We start from the raw sequence: 20,341 nt of genomic DNA, 5'->3' as shown, positions 1-20,341 counted from the left end.
GGGCCTGCGGCGGCCCGGCCCACGCCCGCGTCAACGGACCCCCGCCAGGGCCTGCCGCTCGGCGCCGGCCGGCCGCCGGGGGCGGGGCCGGCGGATCAGCAGTCCGGCGACGGCGCCGAGCAGCACCACGGCGGCGCCCAGCCAGAGGGACTCCCGCAGCCCGTGCTCGAAGGCGGCGGCCGGGCCGGCCGCCGCGGCGGCCCTGGCACTTCGGCTGAAGACGGTGGTGAGCACCGCGATGCCCAGCGCACCGCCGAACTCGCGGACGGTGTTGTTCACCCCGGAGGCCTTGTTGTGCTCGTGCTCGGCGACACTGCCGATCACCGTCGCCGGGTTGGCGGCGAAGACCAGGCCCATGCCGACGCCGGCCACCGCCAGGGCCGGCACCAGCGAGCCGTACGAGACGCCCGGGCCGACCAGCAGGGCGAGCCAGCCGAGGGCCGCGGCCTGCATCACGCAGCCGAGGGCCTGCAGGACGCCGCCGCCGATCCGGGCCACCACCGCGCTGGCGAGCGGGACCACGACCACCGGCGCGGCCGTCCAGGGCAGGGTGCGCAGGCCGGCCTCGAACGGCGAGTAGCCCATCGGGCCCTGCAGGTACTGGGCGAGGAAGAAGATCGAGCCGAAGACACCGAAGTACATCACCAGCGCCACCGCGTTGCTGAGCATGAAGGACCTGATCCGGTACATGCCGGCCGGCACCAGCGGTTGCCGGGCCCGCCGCTGCTGGACGGCGAAGAGGGCCAGCAGCACGACCCCGCCGCCGAGGCCGGCCAGCGTCCGGGGGCCGGTCCAGCCGTGGTCGGCGGCACCGACGATGCCCCAGACCGCGACGACCACGGAGGCGGTGACCAGGGCGACGCCGGCCACGTCGAGCGCGCCCTCACGGCCCCGGCTCTCCCGGACGGCCCGGCGGACGAGCGGCAGCGCGAGCAGTCCGACCGGGACGTTGATCCAGAAGATCCAGTGCCAGGCCAGGCCCTCGGTGACCAGGCCGCCGGCCAGCGGCCCGATCGCGACGCCGAGCCCGTTGACGCCGCCCCAGACGCCGACGGCGAGTGCCCGCCGGGCCGGCGGCACGGCGGCCACCGCGAGGGTGAGCGAGACCGGCAGGATGGCGGCCGCCCCGGCGCCCTGGAGCGCCCGGGCGGCGATCAGCTGGTCCGCGGTGCCCGACAGGCCGCAGGCGGCCGAGCCGAGGGTGAACAGGGCCACGCCCCAGAGGAAGACCCGGCGGCGGCCGAAGCGGTCGCCGAGCGCGGCGCCGGCCAGCAGCAGTCCGGCGAAGGCGAGGACGTAGCCGTTCACCACCCACTGCAGCTCGGACTGGCCGATCCCCAGGTCGGCGCTCATCTCGTTGAGGGCGTTGGTCACCACGAGGTTGTCGAGGGAGACCATGAACATCGGGACGGAGGTCGCCAGCAGCGCCCAGAGCGCTCCCGGCCGGTTCTCTGGCATGACCCGGCTCCTTATGGATAGCAATACTGTTCACTATCGATAATGGACAGTATGGGTATCCATCCCGGGGGGACGCAAGGGCCGCTCGGAAAAAAGTGGAGATGTAAGCTATCCATACCGTTGGAGAGGGAGAGCCCATGCGCATCGGAGAGCTGAGCACCCGGACCGGCGTCCCGGTGCCGACCATCAAGTACTACCTGCGCGAGGGCCTGCTGCCCGCCGGCGAACTGACCAGCCCCAACCAGGCCCAGTACGGCGACGCCCACGTCCGGCGGCTGAAACTGGTCCGCGCCCTGCTCGACGTCGGCAAGCTCTCCATCGCGGCCACCCGGACGGTGCTCGACTCGATCGACGCCCCCGACAACTCGCTGCACGACCGGCTCGGCATCGCCCAGCACGCCCTCAACCCGGCACCCGCCGGCGACCCCGACTCCGCCGAGCTGCTGGAGGCCCGGGAGCTCGCCGACCGGCTGATCGCCGAGCGCGGCTGGCTGGTCGAGAGCCCCGGCCCGGCCCGGGACACCCTGACCCAGGTCCTGCACAGCTACCTCGAACTCGGGCAGCAGGACCTGCTCGCGGTGCTCGACGACTACGCGAACGCCGTCGAGAGCCTGGCCGCCTCGGAGATCGCCACCGTCGGCCGCCGCCCCGACCCGGACAGCCAGGTCGAGGGCGTCGTCCTCGGCACCGTGCTGGGCGACGCGCTGATCACCGCCCTGCACCGGCTTGCCCAGGAGGACGCCTCGGCCCGGGCCTTCGCCGCCCTGGGCTGACCGACGGCCGCGCCGGACCGCACCCCCGGACCGCATCCCCCGGACGGAGCAGGCGCCCGGGCGGACCCGGCCGCCGGGCCACAGGCTGGAGAGGGCTGTGCCGAAAGCCCTGGACCCCAGTCGCAGGATGGTGCCCGTGGAGACGTGGACCCCCAAGCTGATCCGCGGCGTGGCCTCGGTGGTCGGCGGCTTCGCCGCCCTGATGATCGGCTACTTCACCCTCCCCCTGGAGTTCTTCGGGCCCGAGCGGCCCGCCCTCAGCTGGCTCGTCTTCGGCACCGCGCTGACCGTGCTGACGGTGCTGCTGCTCCGTAAGACGCTGCAGGTGCTGACCCAGGTGGGCGGCCGGCCCGGGGTCGGCCTGGCGTTCCTGATCCTCCTGTCGATGGTGGTGTTCTCCGCCGGCTACTTCGTGCTGGCCCAGGACAACCAGTTCAACGACCTGCGGACCAGGCTGGACGCGCTCTACTTCACCGTGATCACCATGTCGACCGTCGGGTACGGGGACATCACGCCGACCGGGGACGAGGCTCGGGTGGTGGTGATCCTGCAGATCTTCTACAACTTCGTCTTCCTGGCGGCGGCCGCGGGCAGCCTCAGCAACCGGGTGCGCGGCCAGATCGCCGCCAGGGTGCGCGAACCCCACCCGGAGCCGGGGCCCGGTCCGCCGCCCGGGCCGGGACCGGAACCCGACCCCTGATCAGCTGTCGTTGTCGGTGACGCCCGCCCCCGGCCGCACCGTGTTGAGCAGCACCGTCAGCCGGGCCTGCCAGTTCAGGCTGGTCGCGGTGTCGATCGCGTGCTTCTTGGCGAGGTCCCGGACGATCCGCTGGGCGTCCTTCAGCTCCTGCTGCGCGTCCGCCTCCTGCCCGGCGGCGAGCGCCTTGCCGGCGTCGTCCAGGGCCCGCAGCAGCTCGGCCTGCTTGTCGCGCTCCTTCTGCAGCTGCGCCTTCGCCACCAGCTCGCGCAGCGCGAGGAGCTGCGCGGCCGGGCCCTGCAGCTTGGTCGGTGCCGGTGACGCCGTGGCGGACGGCCGGGCGGTCGACGGCGCGGCCGTGGGGCTGATCGGTACGGGGCTGCCGGCGGCGCTGCGGGTCACGGCGGGCGGGGTGCTGCTCTTCCCCGCCGGCGGTCCGTCGAGGGCGACGATCGCGATCACCGCCGCACCCGCGACCCCGGCCACCCCCAGGGCGCCGAGCAGCAGCGGCCGGCGCCGGGCCGGCTGTCGCGCCCGGCCCGTGTCGCCGAAGGCGGCCCCGTACGGCGGCGCCTGCCCGGCGGAGGGCATCACCGGCACCGGCGGCATCAGGGCGGTGGCGGGGCCCGCGTGCCCGGGCGGCGCCGGGTGACCGGTGGCCGGGTGGTGGCCCGGGCCGGGCACCGGCGGCAGGACGGTGGTGTGCTGCTGGTCGGCGCCGTTCTGCGGCCCGCCGGGGAAGAGCGGCCGGGCCAGGTCGGCGCCGGCCAGCAGCTCGGCCGTCCGGTCGGCGGCGGAGCCGGTCGGCAGGGCGGGGACGGCGGCCAGGAGTTCGGCCCGGGCCGCGGCCGCGTCGTAGGGGCGGTCCCCCGGGTTCTTGGCGAGCAGCCGCAGCACCGCCGCGTCCAGCGCCGGGGGTATGCCGGGGCGGCGGGCGGACGGCGGCAGGGGCTGCTCGGAGACCTGCTTGAAGGCGATCGCCACCGGGGTGTCGGCGGTGAACGGCGGCTCGCCGGTGAGCATCTCGGTCATCACGCAGCCGACCGCGTAGAGGTCGGAGCGGCCGTCCACGGCCGCGGCGGTGGCCTGCTCGGGCGAGAGGTAGGCGGCGGTGCCGAGCACGGTCGCGGCCTGGGTCAGCCCGGCGCCGGAGGAGCCGGCCCGGGCGATGCCGAAGTCGACCACCTTCACGCCGCCGTCGTACGTGATCATGATGTTGCCCGGCTTGATGTCCCGGTGCACCAGGCCCGCGCCGTGCGCCACCTCCAGCGCCTCGCAGACGGCCGCCGCGATCCCGACCGCGCGCTCGACCGGCAGCCCCGGCTGCTCGGCCAGCAGGGCGGCCAGCGAACGGCCGTGCACCAGCTCCATGACGATGTACGGCGAGCCCTGGTCGACCCCGGAGTCGAAGACCATGACGATCCGCGGGTGCGCCAGCATCGCGGCGTGCTGGGCCTCCCGGCCGAACCGCTCGGCGAAGCGCGGGTCGTCGGCCAGTCCGCCGTTGAGCACCTTGACGGCGACCTGCCGGCCCAGGACCCGGTCGACACCCCGCCAGACGGTGGCCATGCCGCCGACCCCGAGTATCTCCACGAGCTCGTAGCGCTCGTTCAGCGCACGTCCGATCACTGGAACCGCTCCCCTCACCGTCCCGCGCCCAGGGCTCCTGGTCGCCTCGCGCACCTGTGCACGATAGCGGCCGTGCCCCGGCGGGCCCTACGGATCCGGGCCCTACGGATTCGGGCCCTACGGATTCGGGCCCTACGGATTCGGGCCCTACGGATTCGGGCCCTACGGATTCGGGGCCTACGGATCCGAGGCCGCCCCGCCCTGGGCGCGGCCGACGGGCGCGCGCGGGGCGCAGCGCCGGGCGGCGGCCGGGGTCGTGACGAAAAGGTCCGGACGGGCGGTGGGTCCGGGGGGATTCACCCGCCGCCCGTCCGGAGTTCGGGTCACCTCGCGGTGGAGGTGCTGCCGGACCGCGCGGGCGGCAGCCCGGAGCGGTCCTCGGTTCGGCCGACGGCCGTCTCGGAGGACTGCGGGGCGCCGCTCCGGCTGCCCTGCGTCCCGTCCGCGGCCGTGGGCGAAGCGCCGGTGGTGGCCTGGTCGCCGCCCTCGCGGGCGCTGCCGGCCGTGCCCGCGCGCACCGCCGCGCAGTAGCCCTGGATCTTCTCGGTGCCGCCCGCCGCCTTGAGCAGCGGGGCGTACCGGGCGTCGGCGGCGAGCGAGCGCAGGGTCTTGCCGTGCACCTGGGCGTCGGCCAGGTCCTGGCAGAGGGCCACCAGTTCGGGTACGGCGGTCGGGCCGCCGGGCGTCGGCGAGGCGCCCCGCTCGCCCGGACCGGCACCGGGCCGGGTGGCCGACGACGTGCCGGGGGCGTCCCCCGGGCCGGGGGACGCGGTGGCGCCCGGGACGCTCGCTCCGCCGGGGGTGACGGACCCGCCGGAGGGGGCGAAGGAGCCGCCGGGCGAGGAGCCCGGCCGGGCACCCGTCTGCTTGCCCGACAGGGTGCCGGGCGGCGTGCCCGTGGACATCTCGGGGGTACCCAGGGCCGCGGGCCGGCCGCTGCCGGACTGTCCCCCGCCGAGCGCGGCCGGCAGATGGCCGCCCCCGGCCGCGACCGCGACCCCGCCGAGCGCGCTGGCCGCGAGCGCGACGACGGCGGCCTTGGCGCTGAAGGCCTGGGCCAGCGCGGCGGGTGCCATCGATCGTCTCCGGGGCGGTGCGGCGGTAACGGAAGCAGGGACAGGTACGGCGGTGGGACGGGCGGCCAGCCGGAACGCGGCCAGGGCCGCCTCCTCACCGGAGAGTTCGCCCTCCGCCGGCGGGGCAGCCGCAGCGGTGAGCAGGGCGGCCAGCGCCTGGTGCCCGCTGTCGCCGTCCTCTCCGGTGAGGGAGGCCTGACCGCCCGGCGTACCAACCGCCGCACCGCCGAGCAGCTGCTCGGCGGTGTCGCGGTCGATCCGACGGGATCGGTTGGTGCTCATCTCAAGTCCTTCAGCGTCGCGGTCCTGGGTTCTGTCACACCCTGCGGAGATTTTTTCTGGGGAGCTCCCCGGTGGGGTATCCCGGCCTCGGGCGCACCGGTGCGCTCCAGCAGCTTGGCGAGTCCGCGCAGCCCGCGGTGGGCGGCCATCCGCACGGTGCCGGCCCGCTTGCCGAGCACCCGGGCGGCGCTCTCCGCGTCCAGCTGCATGACCACCCGCAGCAGGACGGCCTCGGCCTGGTCGCGCGGCAGCCGGGAGATCAGCGCGAGCGCGTCGGAGGTGCCGACGGTGGCGAGGGCGGCGCCCGCGGTGTCGTCGCCCGAGGCCAGTTCGGCCAGGTACTCCAGCGGCAGGTCGGCGGTGGGGCGGCGGCGTCTGCTGCGCAGGTGGTCCAGCGCTCGGTTGCGGGCGACGGTGGCGGCCCAGCCCCGGAACCCGTCCGTGTCCCCGGAGAAGGTGTGCAGGTCGCGGGCTATCTGCAGCCAGGTCTCGGAGGCTATGTCCTCGGCGTCCTGGGTGTCGCCCGGCCGGCTGCCGACCAGCACGCGCAGGTAGCGCAGCAGTCCGGGCTGGACCGCGCGGAACAGCTGCCGGAACGCCTCCTCGTCGCCGCCCTGTGCGGCGGTCAGGGCCGCCGTGAGGTCGGCCGGGCCGTCGGGCCGGCGGCCGGCGGTTCTCTGTCCGGCCGGGTCGGTGGATCCCCCGGCGGGGCTCACGGCAGGGCGGGCCGCCGGCTGGTCCAGCGGGTGGCCGGCCGACCGGGATCGCGGCGGCGGTACGAAGTCGGGGGCGCCGACACCACTGTCGGTTCCGGCTCCGGGGCGGTCTGCACTGTGCACTCGCCCCATCATGCGGCATCCGGCCCCCGGCCGGACGGGTGCCCGGTGAACTCCGTGTTGCGGCGGACGGGACCAAACCCCCTGCCCGGACGGGTCCAAAGGCCCGGTGGGCGCTGCCGTTCGCCCGCAGCCCCGACACCCGCACCCCGCATACGTTGAAGGAGAACCGGAGCGACACGGAATCTCCACGGCTTCTTCATATCCGTGACCCCGCCGTCCGTCGGGCGATCACCGCCCCGCCCTCCGCCCACCCAGGCCGCCCCCGGGGCCGCCCACGCGCCCCCTTGCGGCACCCCGCCCGCCCGCCGGACGGGCGCCCGCACCGTGCCCACGCCCGCCCCAGCCGCCCCGCCGACCAGGAAGACGTGATGAAGACCGCCCAAGAGCTCTACACGGACGGGCTGCGCGACCACTTCGCGCCCGCCATGCGCGCCCTGGGCCTCAGCGGATGGCGGCACACCTTCAGCCTCCCCGACGAGAGCCGTTGGGCCCTGATCGGCGTCGTCCGCCGGCCCCGTTGCGACCGGGTGAGTTTCACCCTCGACCTCAGCCTGACCGGCAAGCAGGACTGGGCCGACAGCGGCCTCCCCGGCCTGCGCCCCGACCCCCGGGTCCCCCACCGGGTCGAGACCTGGCGGGCCCGGATCGGGGACCTGCTGCCCGTGGCGGACGAGATGTGGTGGGAGGTGCTTCCCGGCCCGCGCTGGCAGGTCGCCGTGGAGGACGCCGTCGCCGCCGTCCGGCACTACGCCCTGCCCGAACTGCTGCGCCTGGTCGACCGGGGCCGCACCGGCGAGACCTACCTCGCCCGCGCCGACCTCGCCGACGTCAACGCCGCCCTGCTGGACGCCTCGGTCGCCCGGATCCAACGCGCCGAGCTCGCCGACAAGTCGCTCGTCCTCACCGGCGCCTGGAACCGGGCCGACCCGGTGGCCCGGGAGGTCCTGCAGGGCGTCGCCGAGGGCTTCCTCTCCGCCGGGGACGAGCGGTTCCGGACGGTCCGCTGCGTGGACACCCTGGGGCGTGAACTCTGGCTCTTCCCCGACGAGTAGCCCTCCCGGGCGCCGTATCACGGTCGCTCCCATGACAGTTGTCACGCCGATCCGGCAACGGAAGGCACTGCTGGGGCGGGTGGCCCGATCGCCAGACTGGAGGCACGACGCGGGGCGGACCGCCCGGCGCGAACTCCCGGCGGAGGCAGCCACCATGAGCCAGACCCTGAGCAGCACCGGCACCCGCACCACCACCGCGAGCACCGACCGCGCCACCACCGCGAACGCCCGCTCCGCCTACACCCCGCTCGCGGTCGACGTGCTGGCCCCGCTCGGCGGCTACGTCCTGCTGCACTCCGCGCTGGGCCTGAGCCAGGTCGCGGCCCTCGGCCTGGCCAGCGTCATCCCCGCCGCCCGGACCGTCCTCGGGCTGCTGCGCGAACGCCGGCTCAACACCTGGGCCGCCCTGATGCTCACGATGAACCTGCTCGGCCTGGTGCTGGCCGGCGTCACCGGCGACGCCCGGCTGATGATCGCCAAGGACGGCCTGCTCAGCGGAGCGGTCGGCCTGGCGGTGCTGGCCTCGGTCGTCGCCGGGCGGCCGCTGATGTCCGGCGTCCTGATGCCCTTCCTGACCAAGGGCGACCCGCTCCGCACGGCCGCCTGGGAGCGGCTCGCCGGCGGCCGGGCGGCCGCCTCACGGGCCTTCCGCCGGCACGAGCGCGCCTTCTCCGCCGTCTGGGGCCTGGCCCTGTCCGGTGAGTGCGCGGCCCGGGTGACCGGTGCCTTCACCCTGCCGGTGAGCACCATGGCCTGGCTGTCGACGGTCTTCCTGGTGGCCGCGATCCTGGTCGGCGCCCTGGTCGGCCAGGCCGCCGCCGACCCGATGGAGAAGCTCGTCCGGGCCGAGGCCGCCGCCCTCCCCGAGCCCGCCGCCGCCTGACCCGGCGACCCGCCCGGACGAAGCCGGCAGGCCCCGGGCCGGACCTGACGCGGCATCGGGCAACGGGTCCGTTCCGGAACCACCGGACCGCCCCAGGAGTCACAACAACAGGGGGCGACCGCCCCCACCGGACACGGGGGGAACCGATGACAGACACCGGCACGCAGGCCGAGAGGCGCACCCTGACCTGGGACGGATGCCTCAACGTACGGGACCTCGGCGGCCTGCCCACCACCACCGGGGGCCGTACCCGCCGCGGCGCCGTCGTCCGGGCCGACAACCTCGACCGGCTCACCGCCGAGGGCTGGGAGGCCCTGCGCGCCCACGGCATACGCACCGTGGTCGACCTGCGCAACGCGGACGAGTACAAGCCGCTGCTGCCCCGGCCCGCCGATCTCGACCTGGTCCGGATACCGCTGGACGAGCTGGCCGGCGCGGACTGGTGGCAGCGCTGGGGCGAGCTCGACGGCACCCCGCTCTCGCTGCGCCCCTACCTCGACGAGTGCCCCGGCGCGATCGCCGAGATCGTCAGCACCGTCGCCCGGGCCCGGCCCGGCGGGGTGGTCGTGCACTGCGGGGCGGGCCGTGACCGTACCGGCCTCGCCGCCCTGCTGCTGCTCTCCCTGGCGGGCGCCGAGCCCGCCGCGATCATCGCGGACTACCTGCTCAGTGGCCCCAACCTGCGCCCGCTGTGGGGCATGCTCGGCCGCCCCGACGAAGGCGAACTGATCGCCGCCGCCCTGGAACGGGCCGGCACCACGGCCGGCGACGCCCTGCTCGCGACCCTCGACGGTTTCGACCCGCAGGCCCGGCTGCTCGCGGCCGGCCTCGACCCCGCCGACCTGGCCGCCGCCCGCCGCCGCCTGCTCGACCCGCAGGCTGCGACGATCCACCCGTGATATTCCGCACCGCGACCCGCCAGGACCTCCCCGCGATCATCGCCCTGCTCACCGACGAGGAGGGGGTCACCGACCCCGCCGGCGTCCGGGTGGACGAGGCCTATGACCGGGCCTTCGACGCCGTGGACGGCGACGCCCGCAACGAGATGCTCGTCCTGGACGAGGGCGACGGCACCGTCCTGGGCTACCTGCAGCTCACCTACATCCCCGGCCTCGGCCGGCACGGCCAGGAACGGGCCCTGCTGGAGGGTGTCCGGGTCCGGGCCGACCGGCGCGGCGAGGGGCTGGGCCGCCGGCTGATCGGCGAGGCCGTCGAGCGGGCCCGGCGACGCGGCTGCACCCTCGTCCAGCTGACCAGCGACAAGCGCCGCACCGAGGCCCACGCCTTCTACGCCTCGCTCGGCTTCGCCGGCAGCCACGACGGGTTCAAACTGAGCCTCTGACGGCAGAGTTGCCGAGCGCGGGCCGCCGGGTACGGGGCTGCCGGGACGCCGACCTCCGGGCCGCCGGCTGCCGGGAGCCGGGGGCGTTACCGGCGGCGCCCACCGCCGAGGCGCTCCCGGATCGCCCGCATGGTGGCACGTAGCTCGTCCCACCCGGGCGTTCCTGGGCGGACGACCTCCCCCGCCGGCCGCCCGGCGCCGGGCGCGGCCGGTCCGGCCGGCTCGGGGGGCGGTGCGGCGCAGGCCGGTGCGGCGGGAAGGCCCTCCGGCGTCCGGTCGCGATGCTGCGGTCCACCGGTGTGCTCCAGGTCGTCGGGGCCGGCAGGCCCGGCGGTCCTCGGTCCGGCCGGGAGGGGCTCGGCCGGGGCGGGCCCGGCCGCTGCGGCCGCTCCCCCCACGCTCAACAACGCCCGCACGCGCCCAGTGGTTACGGGCCGGGAAAGACCAGCCGTCGTCCTGTCCTGGTAGTGGGCTTCCTGGTCGGGCCCGCACGTGCGGATCTGTGAGCCGGCACGTGCGGACCTGCTCGAACCCGCACGTGCGGAGTTGTTTCTGCCGGCGCCCTCGCCGGACGGGCCCGCACGGGCGGACTTACGGGCCGGGTGCCCGGGCACGGGGCCGGGGTGGGCGTCGCGTGCGGAGTTGTCGGCGCGTGCGGAGCTGTCGGCGGGCGCGGTACGGACAACGGGCGAATCTTTCGGCCAAGAAAAATCTGACAGGCGGTCGCAGCGGTCTGATCCCCCGGATGCTACATCCGGGGGATCTTCCGTTTTCCCTGCACATCAAGGGATATGACGGTACATCAGTTCGATCGTTCGCTCCTTGGCGCGGCCACGGACGATAGCACCCCGGGGTCGCTCAGAAGCCGGAGACGGGGCTGGTGACGACCCGCACCCGCCCGTCGGTTCGCGCCTCGAGCCCGGCCGCCAGCCGCAACGAGCGGGCCGGGCCGAGCAGTTGGAGAGCCTCCTCGACGGGGGCCCAGCGGTAGCTGTCCAGTTCGCCGGCCGGGAGGGTCACCGGGGTGTCGCCGGCGATGCTGCCGAGGTCGAAGAGGAAGTGGATCGCGGGGTGGTCCAGCTCGGCGGACGGGTGCGTCCAGGCCACCACCAGTAGCCCACCGGCCTCCCGGACGATCCCGGTCTCCTCCTCCAACTCCCGTGCGGCGCAGGCGTCCGGGCCCTCACCGAGATCGATCGTGCCGCCCGGGAACTGCCAGTGCTCGCGGTAGCCGGCCTTCACGATCAACACCCGCCCCTGCTCGTCCTGGAGCAGGCAGCCGGCGGCCGCGTACGCGCGCGGCAGCGAAGCGAGCCATTCGTCACGGGACTTCAGCGGGCCGTCCGACATGGTGACTCCTTCTGGAGTGCGCGACCGGCGGACCGGCGCGCGATCGAGAATGTGCGCCCCCACTGTGCCACGGTCCGCCGGGGCGGGACCGGGGGAAGAACCACCGGCCGCGACCCCGCGTGCCCAGCCTGCTCGGCCCAGCCGGCTCAGTAGGCCTGCCCCGAGCCGAAGGCCGTCGTCACCAGGGCCCACACGTGCGGGAACTCCTCGCCGCCCAGGCCGGTCGGGTTGAACGAGTACACGACGTGGCGGCTCAGGTCGCGGGTGGCGAACAGGCCGCTGGTGAAGCCGGGGCGGCTGCCGGTCTTGCCCCAGACGACCGTGCCGTTGGGCAGCGTGACGCTCATCAGGCCCATGCTGAAGCACGCCCGGCCGGCGGTCGGGCCGATCTCGCAGTTCTTGTTCCGCGCGTTGGGCACGTCGGGCACGGTGAACAGCTTGGCCTGCTGGGCGGGCGGCAGCAGCCGGCCGCGGAACAGCGCGGTCATGAACCGCTCCAGGTCCGGGGCGGAGGAGATCATGCCGCCCTCGGCCCACGGCCAGGGGCTCTGCTCGGTGACGTCCACCCGGACCCCCGGGCCGGCGGCGCCGTCGGGGCCGGCGGGGCCCGGCACGGTCAGGTAGCCGTGCGCCGAGGGGCCGGGCAGCGAGGTGTCGCCGGCGGCGGGTACGTAGGTGTCGCGCAGGCCCAGCGGGCGGGCGATCCGGGTCTGCACCTCCTGGGCGAAGCTGCGTCCGGTCACCTTCTCGACGACCATCCCGGCGACGAAGGTGTTGATCCCGTTGTACTGCTGGGCGGTGCCCGGCGCGAAGCTCATCGGGCCGGCGAGGGCGGCGGTGACCACCTCCGCCGGCGTCCAGGAGTCGGTGCGGTGGTCGGCGAACCAGCGGGCGCTGCCGTCGCCGGAGGTGAGACCGGAGCCGCCGGGCAGTCCACTGGTGTGGTCGAGCAACTGGCCGACGGTGACGACCGGACGGTCGGCGGGCAGCAGGCCGGGGAGGTAGCGCTGGACGGGCGCGTCCAGGTCCAGCCGGCGCTCGGCCGCGAGTTGCAGGACGACGGTGGCGGTGAAGACCTTCGAGATGCTGCCGATCCGGAACCGGCCGTCCGGGTCGACCCCGTCGCCCGCCGTGCCCGACCACTGCCCGCCGCGGCCGCCGGCCCGGGCCAGCGCACCGGTGATCCCCTCGTCGGGCAGGTCGGCGAGGGTCCGGGCGAGCGCGGCCCGGTCCAGCCGGTCGAGCGGCGCGGTGGCGGCGGAGGGCGCGCCCGCGGCGGCCGGTCCGGCGGCGAGTGCGGGCGTCCCGGCGCCGGCCGCGACGGCGGCGACCAGGCCGGCGGCGGCGGCCAGGGTGGTCCAACGGGTGCGGTGCGCGGACGTGTTCACGGGAGTCGCTCCAGGCGGTCTGCGGACGGGTGGTGCTTCCGTCGAGCAGCCTGCCGGAACTTCGCGGCCGGGCCATCCGGGACGGTCCCCGAGCCGCCCCTGATCCCGCTGGGGGATCCCCCCGAGACGCGGCTGAGCAGATGTCAGGGGCGGGAGCGCGGCCGGCGGACGGCCGGCGGCTCCCGCCCCCTGACCGGAGTCAGTGCGCGGAGTGCTTCTCCGCGCCGCGGTGGCGGTGGCCCTTCAGCTCGGCGTGCATGGCGGGGGCGGAGTGCATGGCCGTCGCCGTGCCCTCCCGGCCGCCGTGGCGGAACGTGCTGTCCCCGAAGTGCATGCCGGGCGCCCCGGTCGGCGGCGCGTTGGTGAGCGACGGCGGCCCGAGCGGCCGTGGCGTCGCCGCCATCCCTCGGCGTTCCAGCAGTTCCTGGGTGCCGCGCTGGAGCTTGCTCATCCCGGCCGACGATTGCTTGGTCATCGTTGATCTCCCTTCGGCGGCACTCGCGCCGCACCTGCGGGGCGAGGGAGCCGCACGGGGTGTTATGTCCTGATTTCATGCGATGTACACATTTTCCCCGGTCGGCTGGCCGGCCAGGGCCCGGCGGGCACGGGTGCGCGCCGACCGGCACCCGCCCGTGCGGCACCGAACGACCGACCGACCCGCCGGCCCACCCGCCGGGAGCCCGGCCGCGCACCGGGCACCACGGGGCGCGGCCGGGCGCTCAGCCCATCGCCTCGTGGACGTAGCACCAGCGCCACTCCTCGCCCGGCTCGTACGAGCGGATCACCGGGTGGGAGGTGTTGTGGAAGTGCGCGCTGGCATGCCGCTGCGGCGAGTTGTCGCAGCAGCCGATGTGCCCGCAGTCCAGGCAGAGCCGCAGGTGCACCCAGTCCCGGCTGCCCGCGGCGAGGCAGTCGGCGCATCCGTCGGTCGGGGGCGACGGCACGATGTCCGCAGGGGCCGCCGCAAGGTCTTCGCACGCGCTCATGTACGCAGGGTAGTGAGCCCGGGCTCAGGCGGCCGGGCACCGCGCCGGGCCGCCGTGAACCGTGCCGTACGACCCCGCCGCACCGGCCGGCCGGCCGGACCCGCACCGGGCGTCAGCCGAGCGGCGCAGCGCCCTCCCCCGCCGCCGCGCCCTGCCCGCGGGGTGCGGAGGCCGCCGGGCCGCCCGCCGTCCAGCTCGCCAGGACGGCCAGCTTCTGCGCCGTCGGCGAGCCCGCCGGGGTGGTGAAGGTGATCAGCAGCTGGTCGGCGGCGCCCGAGACGGCGAGCGTCTCGTACCCGAAGCTGAGCGTCCCCATCAGCGGATGCCGGATCAGCTTGCTGCCGTGGGTCTTCTCCTTGACCTGGTGGTCGGCCCAGAGTCGGCGGAACTCCTCGCTCCGGACGGAGAGTTCACCGACCAGCGCGCCGAGCCGGCGGTCCTCGGGGTATCGGCCGGCGTCCAGCCGCAGGTAGGCGACGGTCTCGGCGGCGACCGCCTCCCACTGCGGGTAGCAGTCCCGCGCGCCCGGGTCGAGGAAGACGTGCCGGGCCGCGTTGCACTCCTCCGGGGGCTGCCCGGAGAAGCCCAGCAGCGCGTCGGCGAGCCCGTTCCAGGCCAGCACGTCCATCCGGCGGCCGAGGACGAAGGCGGGCACCGCGTCCATCATCTCCAGCAGCAGCCGGACGCCCTCCCTGACCTGCTGCCGCCCCCGGACGGCCCTGCGCTCCGCCCGGGCCGGGCGCAGCAGGTCGCGCAGGTGCGCCTGCTCGACGTCGTCCAGGCGCAGCACCCGGCCCACCGCGTCCAGCACCGCGTCGGAGGCCGAGGCGCCACGGCCCTGCTCCAGCCGGATGTAGTAGTCGACGCTCACCCCGGCCAGCTGCGCGACCTCCTCGCGCCGCAGGCCCTGGACCCGCCGGCGCCCGTACGAGGGGAGACCGACCTCCTCGGGCTGGATCCGGCCACGCCGGGACCGCAGGAACTCCCCCACCGTGTTCTCCATCCGTCCAGGCTAGCCCCGGGGGCGCCGGCCCAGCCTGGTACTGGCTTTCCCAGGAACAGCGAGGCCTGGGCCGCCGGCCGGCGGGCGCGCAGAGTGGGATCCACCGGACCGGCCTGCCGCCGGACCGCACGGCCCCGGACCGCACGGCCCGGCCGGCCGCCCCGCACCCCTCGCACGACCCACCTGAGCACGACCCGCCTGAGCAGCACCGACCTGAGCACCACCGACCTGAGCCAGGAGAACCTCATGAGCTACCCCACCCTCGCCGGACGCACCGCCGTCGTCACCGGAGCCGCCAGCGGCATGGGCGAGGCCACCGCCCGCCTGCTCGCCGCGAACGGCGCCCGGGTCGCCCTGCTCGCCCGCCGGGCCGGGCGGCTGGACGAACTCGCCGCGAAGATCGGCGCGGACGGCGGCCAGGCCCTCGCGGTGGCCGTCGACATCACCGACCAGGCCTCGGTGGACGCCGCCGCCGACCGCGTACGGGCGGCGTACGGCCAGGTCGACCTGGTGGTCAACAACGCCGGCGTGATGCTGCCCAACCCGATCGGTGCGGGCCGGCTCGACGAGTGGAGCCGGATGATCGACACCAACCTGACCGGCGCCCTGCGGGTGATCCGGGCCTTCGTCCCCGACCTGACCGGCGCCGCCGGGGCCGGCCGCACCGCCGACCTGGTGAACGTCTCCTCGATCGCCTCGCACGTGATGTTCCCGGACTACGCCGTGTACGCGGCCACCAAGGCCGGCCTGACCCAGCTCTCCGCCGCCCTGCGCACCGAACTGGGCCCCCGCGACGTCCGGGTCACCACCGTCGAGCCCGGTCTGACCAGCACCGAGCTGGGCGGGCACATCGACAACCCGGAGCTCGCCGAGCAGCTGGGCGGGATGTTCGCGGCCATTCCCGCGCTCACCTCCGAGGACATCGCCGACCTGATCGGCTACACCGTCAGCCGCCGCCGGGAGGTCAACCTGAGCCGGCTGGTCGTGGTGCCCACCCGGCAGGCCTGACCGGCACCGACCGGTCCTGCCCCTCCCCCGCCGCCCCCGACCGGGGCCGCCACTCCCCCCGGGCGGCCAGGCGTGGGAGCATGCCGCGTGGCCACGGTGACAGATCGACAAAGCAGCGGCACGGACCCGGACCGTCCCGCCGGACCGCCCCCGACCGCGCCCGCCGGAGCACCCGTCCGCCGGCCGGTCGGCGGCCCCGACCGGGTACGGCAGCCCGCCGCGCTGATCCGGCTGCTGCTCGGGCTGGCCGCGATCTGCCTGACCCTGCTGCTCGCCGACTACGCCCAGGCCACCGCCGGCGGCATGGACGCCGACATCGCCCAGGGCATCGACCTGATCCCGCGCGCGGTCTCCCGGATCGCCGGGGCGCTGTCGACCGCAGCCCTGCTGCTCGTCCCCGCCGTCGCCGGCGCCCGGCTGCTGCTCGGCCACGACCGCCGGCGCGGACGCCAGCAGGTGGCGGACGGCCTGCTGGCCGCCACCATGGCGTACGGGCTCTGCGTCGCCCTCGACCTCTGGGTCGACGGCGCGGCCCCCGCCTCCCTGCTGGACGCCCTCACCCACCCGCTGCCCGACGGCCCCGGCCACACCGAGCCGGTCTACGGCTACCTGGCGCCGGTACTGGCCTTCCTGATCGCCGCCGGCGCCCGCGACCGCCACCGGCCCCGGGTCGCCTTCGCCCTCTCCGGCGTGGCCGGCCTGCTCAGCGGGTACGCCGGCCCGCTGGCGCTGTTGCTCGGACTGCTGATCGGCGCCACCGTGGCGCACGGCACGCTGTACGCCGTCGGGGTCCCCGACCCGCGGCCCCGCCCGGCCGCACTGGCGCTGAGCCTGCGCCAGGTCGGGCTGCGCCCGCGGACCATCACACCGTCCGGCCCGGACCGCTACCTGGTCGGGCAGGACGACGGCCGCCCCGACCTGGACGTGCTGCTGCTGGACCGGCAGGCCCTGGTCGCCGCGCTGTTCCAGCGGGTCTGGCGCCGGCTGCGGCTGCGTACCGCCCCGCACCCCCGGGTGCTGCGCTCGCTGCGCACCGGCCTGGAGCACGAGGCGCTGGTCTCGTACGCCGCCGTGGCCGCCGGGGTCCGCACCCGCCGGGTCGTCGCCAGCTCCGAACTCGGCCCGGACGCCGCCCTGGTCGCGTACGAGCACGTACCCGGCCGGACCCTCGACCTGCTCGCCGACGAGGAGCTCACCGACGCGCTGCTCGCCGACGCCTGGGCCCAGTTCCAGCTGCTGCAGACCCGGCGGATCTCGCACCGGGCGCTCGTCCCGGCGGCCGTCCTGGTCGCCGAGTGCGGGGCCGTCCACCTGGTCGACCTGGCGGACGGCGACATCGCGGCCAGCGAGCTCGTGCTGCGGGCCGACATCGCGCAGCTGCTGACCACCCTCGCCCTGCGGACCGGCGCGGAGCGGTCCGTGCGCTCCGCCGTCGCGGTGCTGGGCCCGGCCGCCGTCGGCGCGGCCCTGCCGCTGCTGCAGCCGATCGCGCTGGCCCGGCAGACCAGGGCCGCCCTCAAGCAGCAGCCCGAACTGCTGGAGGCGATCCGGGCCGAGGTGCTGCGCACCCGGCCGCAGGCGGCCGTCCGGGCCGTCCGGCTGGAGCGGCTGCGGCCGCGCACACTGCTGGCCGTGGTCGGCGGGGTGGTGGCGGGCTGCCTGCTGCTGCCGCAGTTCTTCACCTCCGACCACAACCCGATCGCCACCCTGGCCGGCGCCGACCCGGGCTGGATGACCCTGGCCGTGCTCGCCGCCACCGCCAGCCACGTCGCCGCCACCGTGGGCTTCGTCGGCTTCGTGCCCGAGCGGGTGAACCTCTGGCACGCCCTGCTGGCCCAGGTGGCCGGCTGCTTCGTCAAGATCGTCTCGCCCGGCGGGGTCGGCGGGATCGCCCTGAACACCCGCTTCCTGCAGCGCTCGGGCGTCCCGACCCCGCAGGCGCTGTCCAGCGTGGGCGTCGGCCAACTGCTCGGCCTGATCCTGCACCTGCTCCAGCTCGGCGCCTTCGTCTACCTGCTGGGCAACGACCCCGGCTCCGAACTGGACGCGCTGCCGACCCTGGTCGGCGGGCTGGCCGGCGCCGCCGTGCTGCTCAGCCTGGTCGCGGCCGTCCCGCCGGCCCGGCGCTGGCTCGCCGCCCGGCTCCGCCCGCTCACCTCCGAGGTGCTGCCCCGGCTGCTCGACCTGCTGCGCAGCCCCGCCCGGCTGAGTGCCGGGATCGCCGGTCAGCTGCTCGTCTCGCTGCTGCTCGTGGCCTGCCTGTACTGCTGCGCGCAGGCCGTCGACAGCCGCCCCAGTTTCGCCTCGGTCGCGGTGGTCCTGCTGGTCGGCAACGCCGTGGGCAGCGCCGCGCCGACCCCCGGCGGCGCCGGCTGGATCGAGCTGACCCTGCCCCGGATGCTGGTGGCGACCGCCGCCATGGACAGCGGCTCCGCGGTGGCCGCGGTGGTGCTGTACCGCCTGCTGACCTTCCTGCTGCCGGTCCTGCCCGGCTGGGCGGCCTTCGCCTGGCTGCAACGGCGCAAGGCGCTCTGAACGGCCGCGTGGCCCCGGACGGGTGTCCGGGGCCACGCGCGTTCGGCCGGGGCGGGCGGCCGCCCTACTCGTGCTTGAGGCCGTCCAGGAGGTCCTTGATCGAGATCACGTCGTTCGCCGGCGGGGGCGCGATCTTGAGGTCGGCGCCGTGCCCGCTGTACTCCTCGGTCACGCTGTACGCCCCCTGGGACCCGCTGCCGGACTCCCTGGTCCGCAGGACCAGCCCGTCCCGCCCGATCCACACGTCGATGTCGGCCTTGTCCAGCCCGTGCGCCCTGGCCTCCTTGACGAAGGTGTCGCGATCGAACCGCGTGATGACCGGGCCCTCGTACCCGGCCAGCGCGGAGAGCACCACGGTGCCCCGGTAGTGCTCGGCCGGGCGGCCGCCGACCTCCTCGGTCGCCACCCACGCCGCCTCGTCGGTCGCCGCGAGCGCCCCGACGAAGGCCGCCAGGTACCCCTCGGCCCGCGGGTCGCCGGTGCCGAGGTCCATGCTGAGCCAGTTCTTGCCCACGCTGAGCTCGTCGAGCGAGTAGCGGACACCGCCCGTGACGATCACGTGCTGGTGCCCGTCCTTGTCGATGGCGGTCTTCGGGTTGCCCCAGGTCTCGATGTCCGAGTCGGTGACCGAGAAGGCGGAGGCCGCGGTCTTCCCGGTCTTCCGGAACGCCAGCACCGCCCGCTCGCCGGAGCCCTCCGGCCCGGTCCGCTCGGTCCGGTACGAGGTCAGCTCCGGGATCGCGACCGCCGCGTCCTCCAGCGACCCGGCCGCGTCGTGCGTCGGGGCCTGCGGCCCGGGCGGGCCCGCCTTGGGGTCCCGCACGATGTCCCTCTTGGCGGGTGCCTCGATCTTGGGCGCGGCGCCCAACTCCGACCAGTGCAGGACGATCGGGACGTTCCCCTTGGCCAGCGCCGTCCGGCCGGCCTCGTTGAAGTACAGCTTGAGGCTGACGAGCTCCTGCTTGTCGTTGAGCGCGAACGCCGCCGTCAGCGTCCGGGCCTTCTCCGCCGGCTCCTCCGACAGGTCCTTCGGCCGCAGCGCGAAGGTGCGGTCCGGCTCGACACCGGCCGCGCCCAGGGCCGCCATCACCGTGCGCGCGTCCAGCACGCTGACGTAGTGCCGCGTCCCCTTGCCCTCGCCCGAACCGGCGCGGACCGTACTGAGCGTCCCGCTCGCGGTGGCCAGCCGCAGCTGCACGACCGGGTCGAGCAGGTGCGCCAGCACGGTGTTGCGGGTGTCCGTGCTGCCGGTCGCCTCGTCCGCGGAGGGCGGCCTGGACGCCGTCCAGTGCTTGCCGCCGGACAGTTTCACCATCGGCGCGGGCACCGCCACGAAGCTGGTGTCGCCCACCACCCGGACCCGGTAGCCGGACCCGGTGCCGGAGCCGCCGGACTTGCTGGTGACGTCCAGCGCCGACCCGTTCTTCCAGTCGGCCCAGCCCTTCACGTCCCCGGTGGGGAGATCGCCGGGCGAGTCCATCTCCACGGTGCCGTTCCCGGCCTTCAGCATCACCTCGGCCGAGGCGGCCAGCGCGGCCCGCGCCTCGGCCTCGTCCGAGGTCCCGGCCCCGGTCACGCCGTCACAGGCCGTCAGGGCGCCCACCAGCGCGGCACCCATGACAGCAGCGGAAAAAAGGCGCAGCGCGCGCATGACCCAACCCCCCACGTTCCGCGGGCCCCAGGCCCGGTCGGCCCGATCCTGCCAGAGCGTTTGAACGGGTTCAAACCGATTCGGCCCGGGCCGGTGGAGGAGAAGCGGGCAGGTCGGAGGGCAATCGGGACGAATCGGCGGCCGGCGGCCGCCCGGCGTCAGCGGTACTCGTCCTCGTCCAGCGTGACCACCCGCGCCTGCTCCGCCGCGTCGGCGACGTCGGTCGCCGGGTCCGCCCCCAGCGCGCGCCGCTCCACCAGCTCGTCGTACTCGTCGGCCTCCGGGTCCTCCTCGGCCGGCTCGTCGACCTCGGCGGCGACCTCGTCCACGTAGTCCTCGGGATTCTGCGGCATGGTGTCGTCCTCGCTGCTGGGAGCCTCACCCGGACC

The 20,341-nt window shown here is 75.5% G+C and carries 19 protein-coding genes; 8 read left to right on the top strand and 11 right to left on the bottom strand.

What is annotated here, in order from left to right; all coding sequences use genetic code 11:
- Positions 1-30 precede the first annotated feature (30 nt).
- Entirely contained in the window at positions 31-1,458 is a 1,428-nt protein-coding gene (locus tag OG689_RS22920) for an MFS transporter (RefSeq protein ID WP_266322781.1), read from the bottom strand.
- A 137-nt stretch (positions 1,459-1,595) separates the two neighbouring features.
- Here OG689_RS22920 and OG689_RS22915 point away from each other — a divergent pair, with 137 nt between their 5' ends.
- A complete protein-coding gene (locus tag OG689_RS22915) occupies positions 1,596-2,231 on the top strand; it encodes a MerR family transcriptional regulator (protein ID WP_266322780.1) in 636 nt (211 codons plus the stop codon).
- Positions 2,232-2,367: 136 nt separating this feature from the next.
- On the top strand, positions 2,368-2,931 hold the full coding sequence (locus OG689_RS22910) for a potassium channel family protein (RefSeq protein ID WP_266322779.1): 564 nt from the start codon (positions 2,368-2,370) through the stop codon (positions 2,929-2,931).
- On the opposite strand, the gene OG689_RS22905 is transcribed toward OG689_RS22910, so the two are convergent.
- The 3 genes from OG689_RS22905 to OG689_RS22895 all read right to left on the bottom strand — a co-directional run bounded on the left by OG689_RS22905 (position 2,932) and on the right by OG689_RS22895 (position 6,754).
- The gene (locus OG689_RS22905) at positions 2,932-4,557 is read right to left on the bottom strand and encodes a protein kinase (RefSeq protein WP_266322778.1); all 1,626 of its coding nucleotides are present in this window, start codon (positions 4,555-4,557) and stop codon (positions 2,932-2,934) included.
- Positions 4,558-4,880: 323 nt separating this feature from the next.
- Positions 4,881-5,915, bottom strand: coding sequence for a hypothetical protein (locus OG689_RS22900; RefSeq protein WP_266322777.1), 1,035 nt, complete (start codon positions 5,913-5,915; stop codon positions 4,881-4,883).
- On the bottom strand, positions 5,912-6,754 hold the full coding sequence (locus tag OG689_RS22895; RefSeq protein WP_266322776.1) for an RNA polymerase sigma factor: 843 nt from the start codon (positions 6,752-6,754) through the stop codon (positions 5,912-5,914). Before OG689_RS22895 ends, OG689_RS22900 begins: the two co-directional genes overlap by 4 nt.
- Before the next feature lie 368 nt (positions 6,755-7,122).
- Here OG689_RS22895 and OG689_RS22890 point away from each other — a divergent pair, with 368 nt between their 5' ends.
- From OG689_RS22890 to OG689_RS22875, 4 genes are all read left to right on the top strand, one after another.
- On the top strand, positions 7,123-7,806 hold the full coding sequence (locus OG689_RS22890; protein WP_266322775.1) for a hypothetical protein: 684 nt from the start codon (positions 7,123-7,125) through the stop codon (positions 7,804-7,806).
- 154 nt (positions 7,807-7,960) lie between these two features.
- Positions 7,961-8,689 (top strand): VC0807 family protein, encoded by a 729-nt coding sequence (locus OG689_RS22885; RefSeq protein WP_266322774.1) that lies wholly within the window; start codon positions 7,961-7,963, stop codon positions 8,687-8,689.
- A 146-nt stretch (positions 8,690-8,835) separates the two neighbouring features.
- The gene (locus OG689_RS22880; protein ID WP_266322773.1) at positions 8,836-9,588 is read left to right on the top strand and encodes a tyrosine-protein phosphatase; all 753 of its coding nucleotides are present in this window, start codon (positions 8,836-8,838) and stop codon (positions 9,586-9,588) included.
- On the top strand, positions 9,585-10,031 hold the full coding sequence (locus tag OG689_RS22875; protein WP_266322772.1) for a GNAT family N-acetyltransferase: 447 nt from the start codon (positions 9,585-9,587) through the stop codon (positions 10,029-10,031). Before OG689_RS22880 ends, OG689_RS22875 begins: the two co-directional genes overlap by 4 nt.
- A gap of 858 nt (positions 10,032-10,889) precedes the next feature.
- Here the strand turns inward: OG689_RS22875 and OG689_RS22870 are convergent.
- The 5 genes from OG689_RS22870 to OG689_RS22850 form a co-directional block, all read right to left on the bottom strand.
- A complete protein-coding gene (locus OG689_RS22870) occupies positions 10,890-11,381 on the bottom strand; it encodes an NUDIX hydrolase (protein WP_266322771.1) in 492 nt (163 codons plus the stop codon).
- Positions 11,382-11,527: 146 nt separating this feature from the next.
- The gene (locus OG689_RS22865; protein ID WP_266322770.1) at positions 11,528-12,769 is read right to left on the bottom strand and encodes a serine hydrolase domain-containing protein; all 1,242 of its coding nucleotides are present in this window, start codon (positions 12,767-12,769) and stop codon (positions 11,528-11,530) included.
- A gap of 199 nt (positions 12,770-12,968) precedes the next feature.
- Positions 12,969-13,244 (bottom strand): hypothetical protein, encoded by a 276-nt coding sequence (locus tag OG689_RS22860; RefSeq protein ID WP_266322769.1) that lies wholly within the window; start codon positions 13,242-13,244, stop codon positions 12,969-12,971.
- A 244-nt stretch (positions 13,245-13,488) separates the two neighbouring features.
- A complete protein-coding gene (locus OG689_RS22855) occupies positions 13,489-13,755 on the bottom strand; it encodes a UBP-type zinc finger domain-containing protein (protein WP_266322768.1) in 267 nt (88 codons plus the stop codon).
- Positions 13,756-13,867: 112 nt separating this feature from the next.
- On the bottom strand, positions 13,868-14,758 hold the full coding sequence (locus OG689_RS22850; protein WP_266322767.1) for a helix-turn-helix transcriptional regulator: 891 nt from the start codon (positions 14,756-14,758) through the stop codon (positions 13,868-13,870).
- A 246-nt stretch (positions 14,759-15,004) separates the two neighbouring features.
- On the opposite strand from OG689_RS22850, the gene OG689_RS22845 reads away from it, so the two are divergent.
- Both OG689_RS22845 and OG689_RS22840 read left to right on the top strand, forming a co-directional pair.
- Positions 15,005-15,766, top strand: a complete 762-nt coding sequence (locus OG689_RS22845; RefSeq protein ID WP_266322766.1) for an SDR family oxidoreductase — start codon at positions 15,005-15,007, stop codon at positions 15,764-15,766.
- 96 nt (positions 15,767-15,862) lie between these two features.
- Positions 15,863-18,301 (top strand): lysylphosphatidylglycerol synthase transmembrane domain-containing protein, encoded by a 2,439-nt coding sequence (locus OG689_RS22840; protein WP_266322765.1) that lies wholly within the window; start codon positions 15,863-15,865, stop codon positions 18,299-18,301.
- 64 nt (positions 18,302-18,365) lie between these two features.
- On the opposite strand, the gene OG689_RS22835 is transcribed toward OG689_RS22840, so the two are convergent.
- Positions 18,366-19,919: a hypothetical protein gene (locus tag OG689_RS22835; protein ID WP_266322764.1), complete on the bottom strand. Its 1,554-nt coding sequence runs from the start codon at positions 19,917-19,919 to the stop codon at positions 18,366-18,368.
- Positions 19,920-20,110: 191 nt separating this feature from the next.
- Positions 20,111-20,305 (bottom strand): hypothetical protein, encoded by a 195-nt coding sequence (locus OG689_RS22830; protein WP_073924606.1) that lies wholly within the window; start codon positions 20,303-20,305, stop codon positions 20,111-20,113.
- Positions 20,306-20,341 lie beyond the last annotated feature (36 nt).

It is taken from the genome of Kitasatospora sp. NBC_00240 (assembly GCF_026342405.1).
Taxonomy (GTDB): domain Bacteria; phylum Actinomycetota; class Actinomycetes; order Streptomycetales; family Streptomycetaceae; genus Kitasatospora.
The sequence above is the reverse complement of the archived record's forward strand: the minus strand, read 5'-3'. Positions and strand labels throughout refer to the sequence as shown.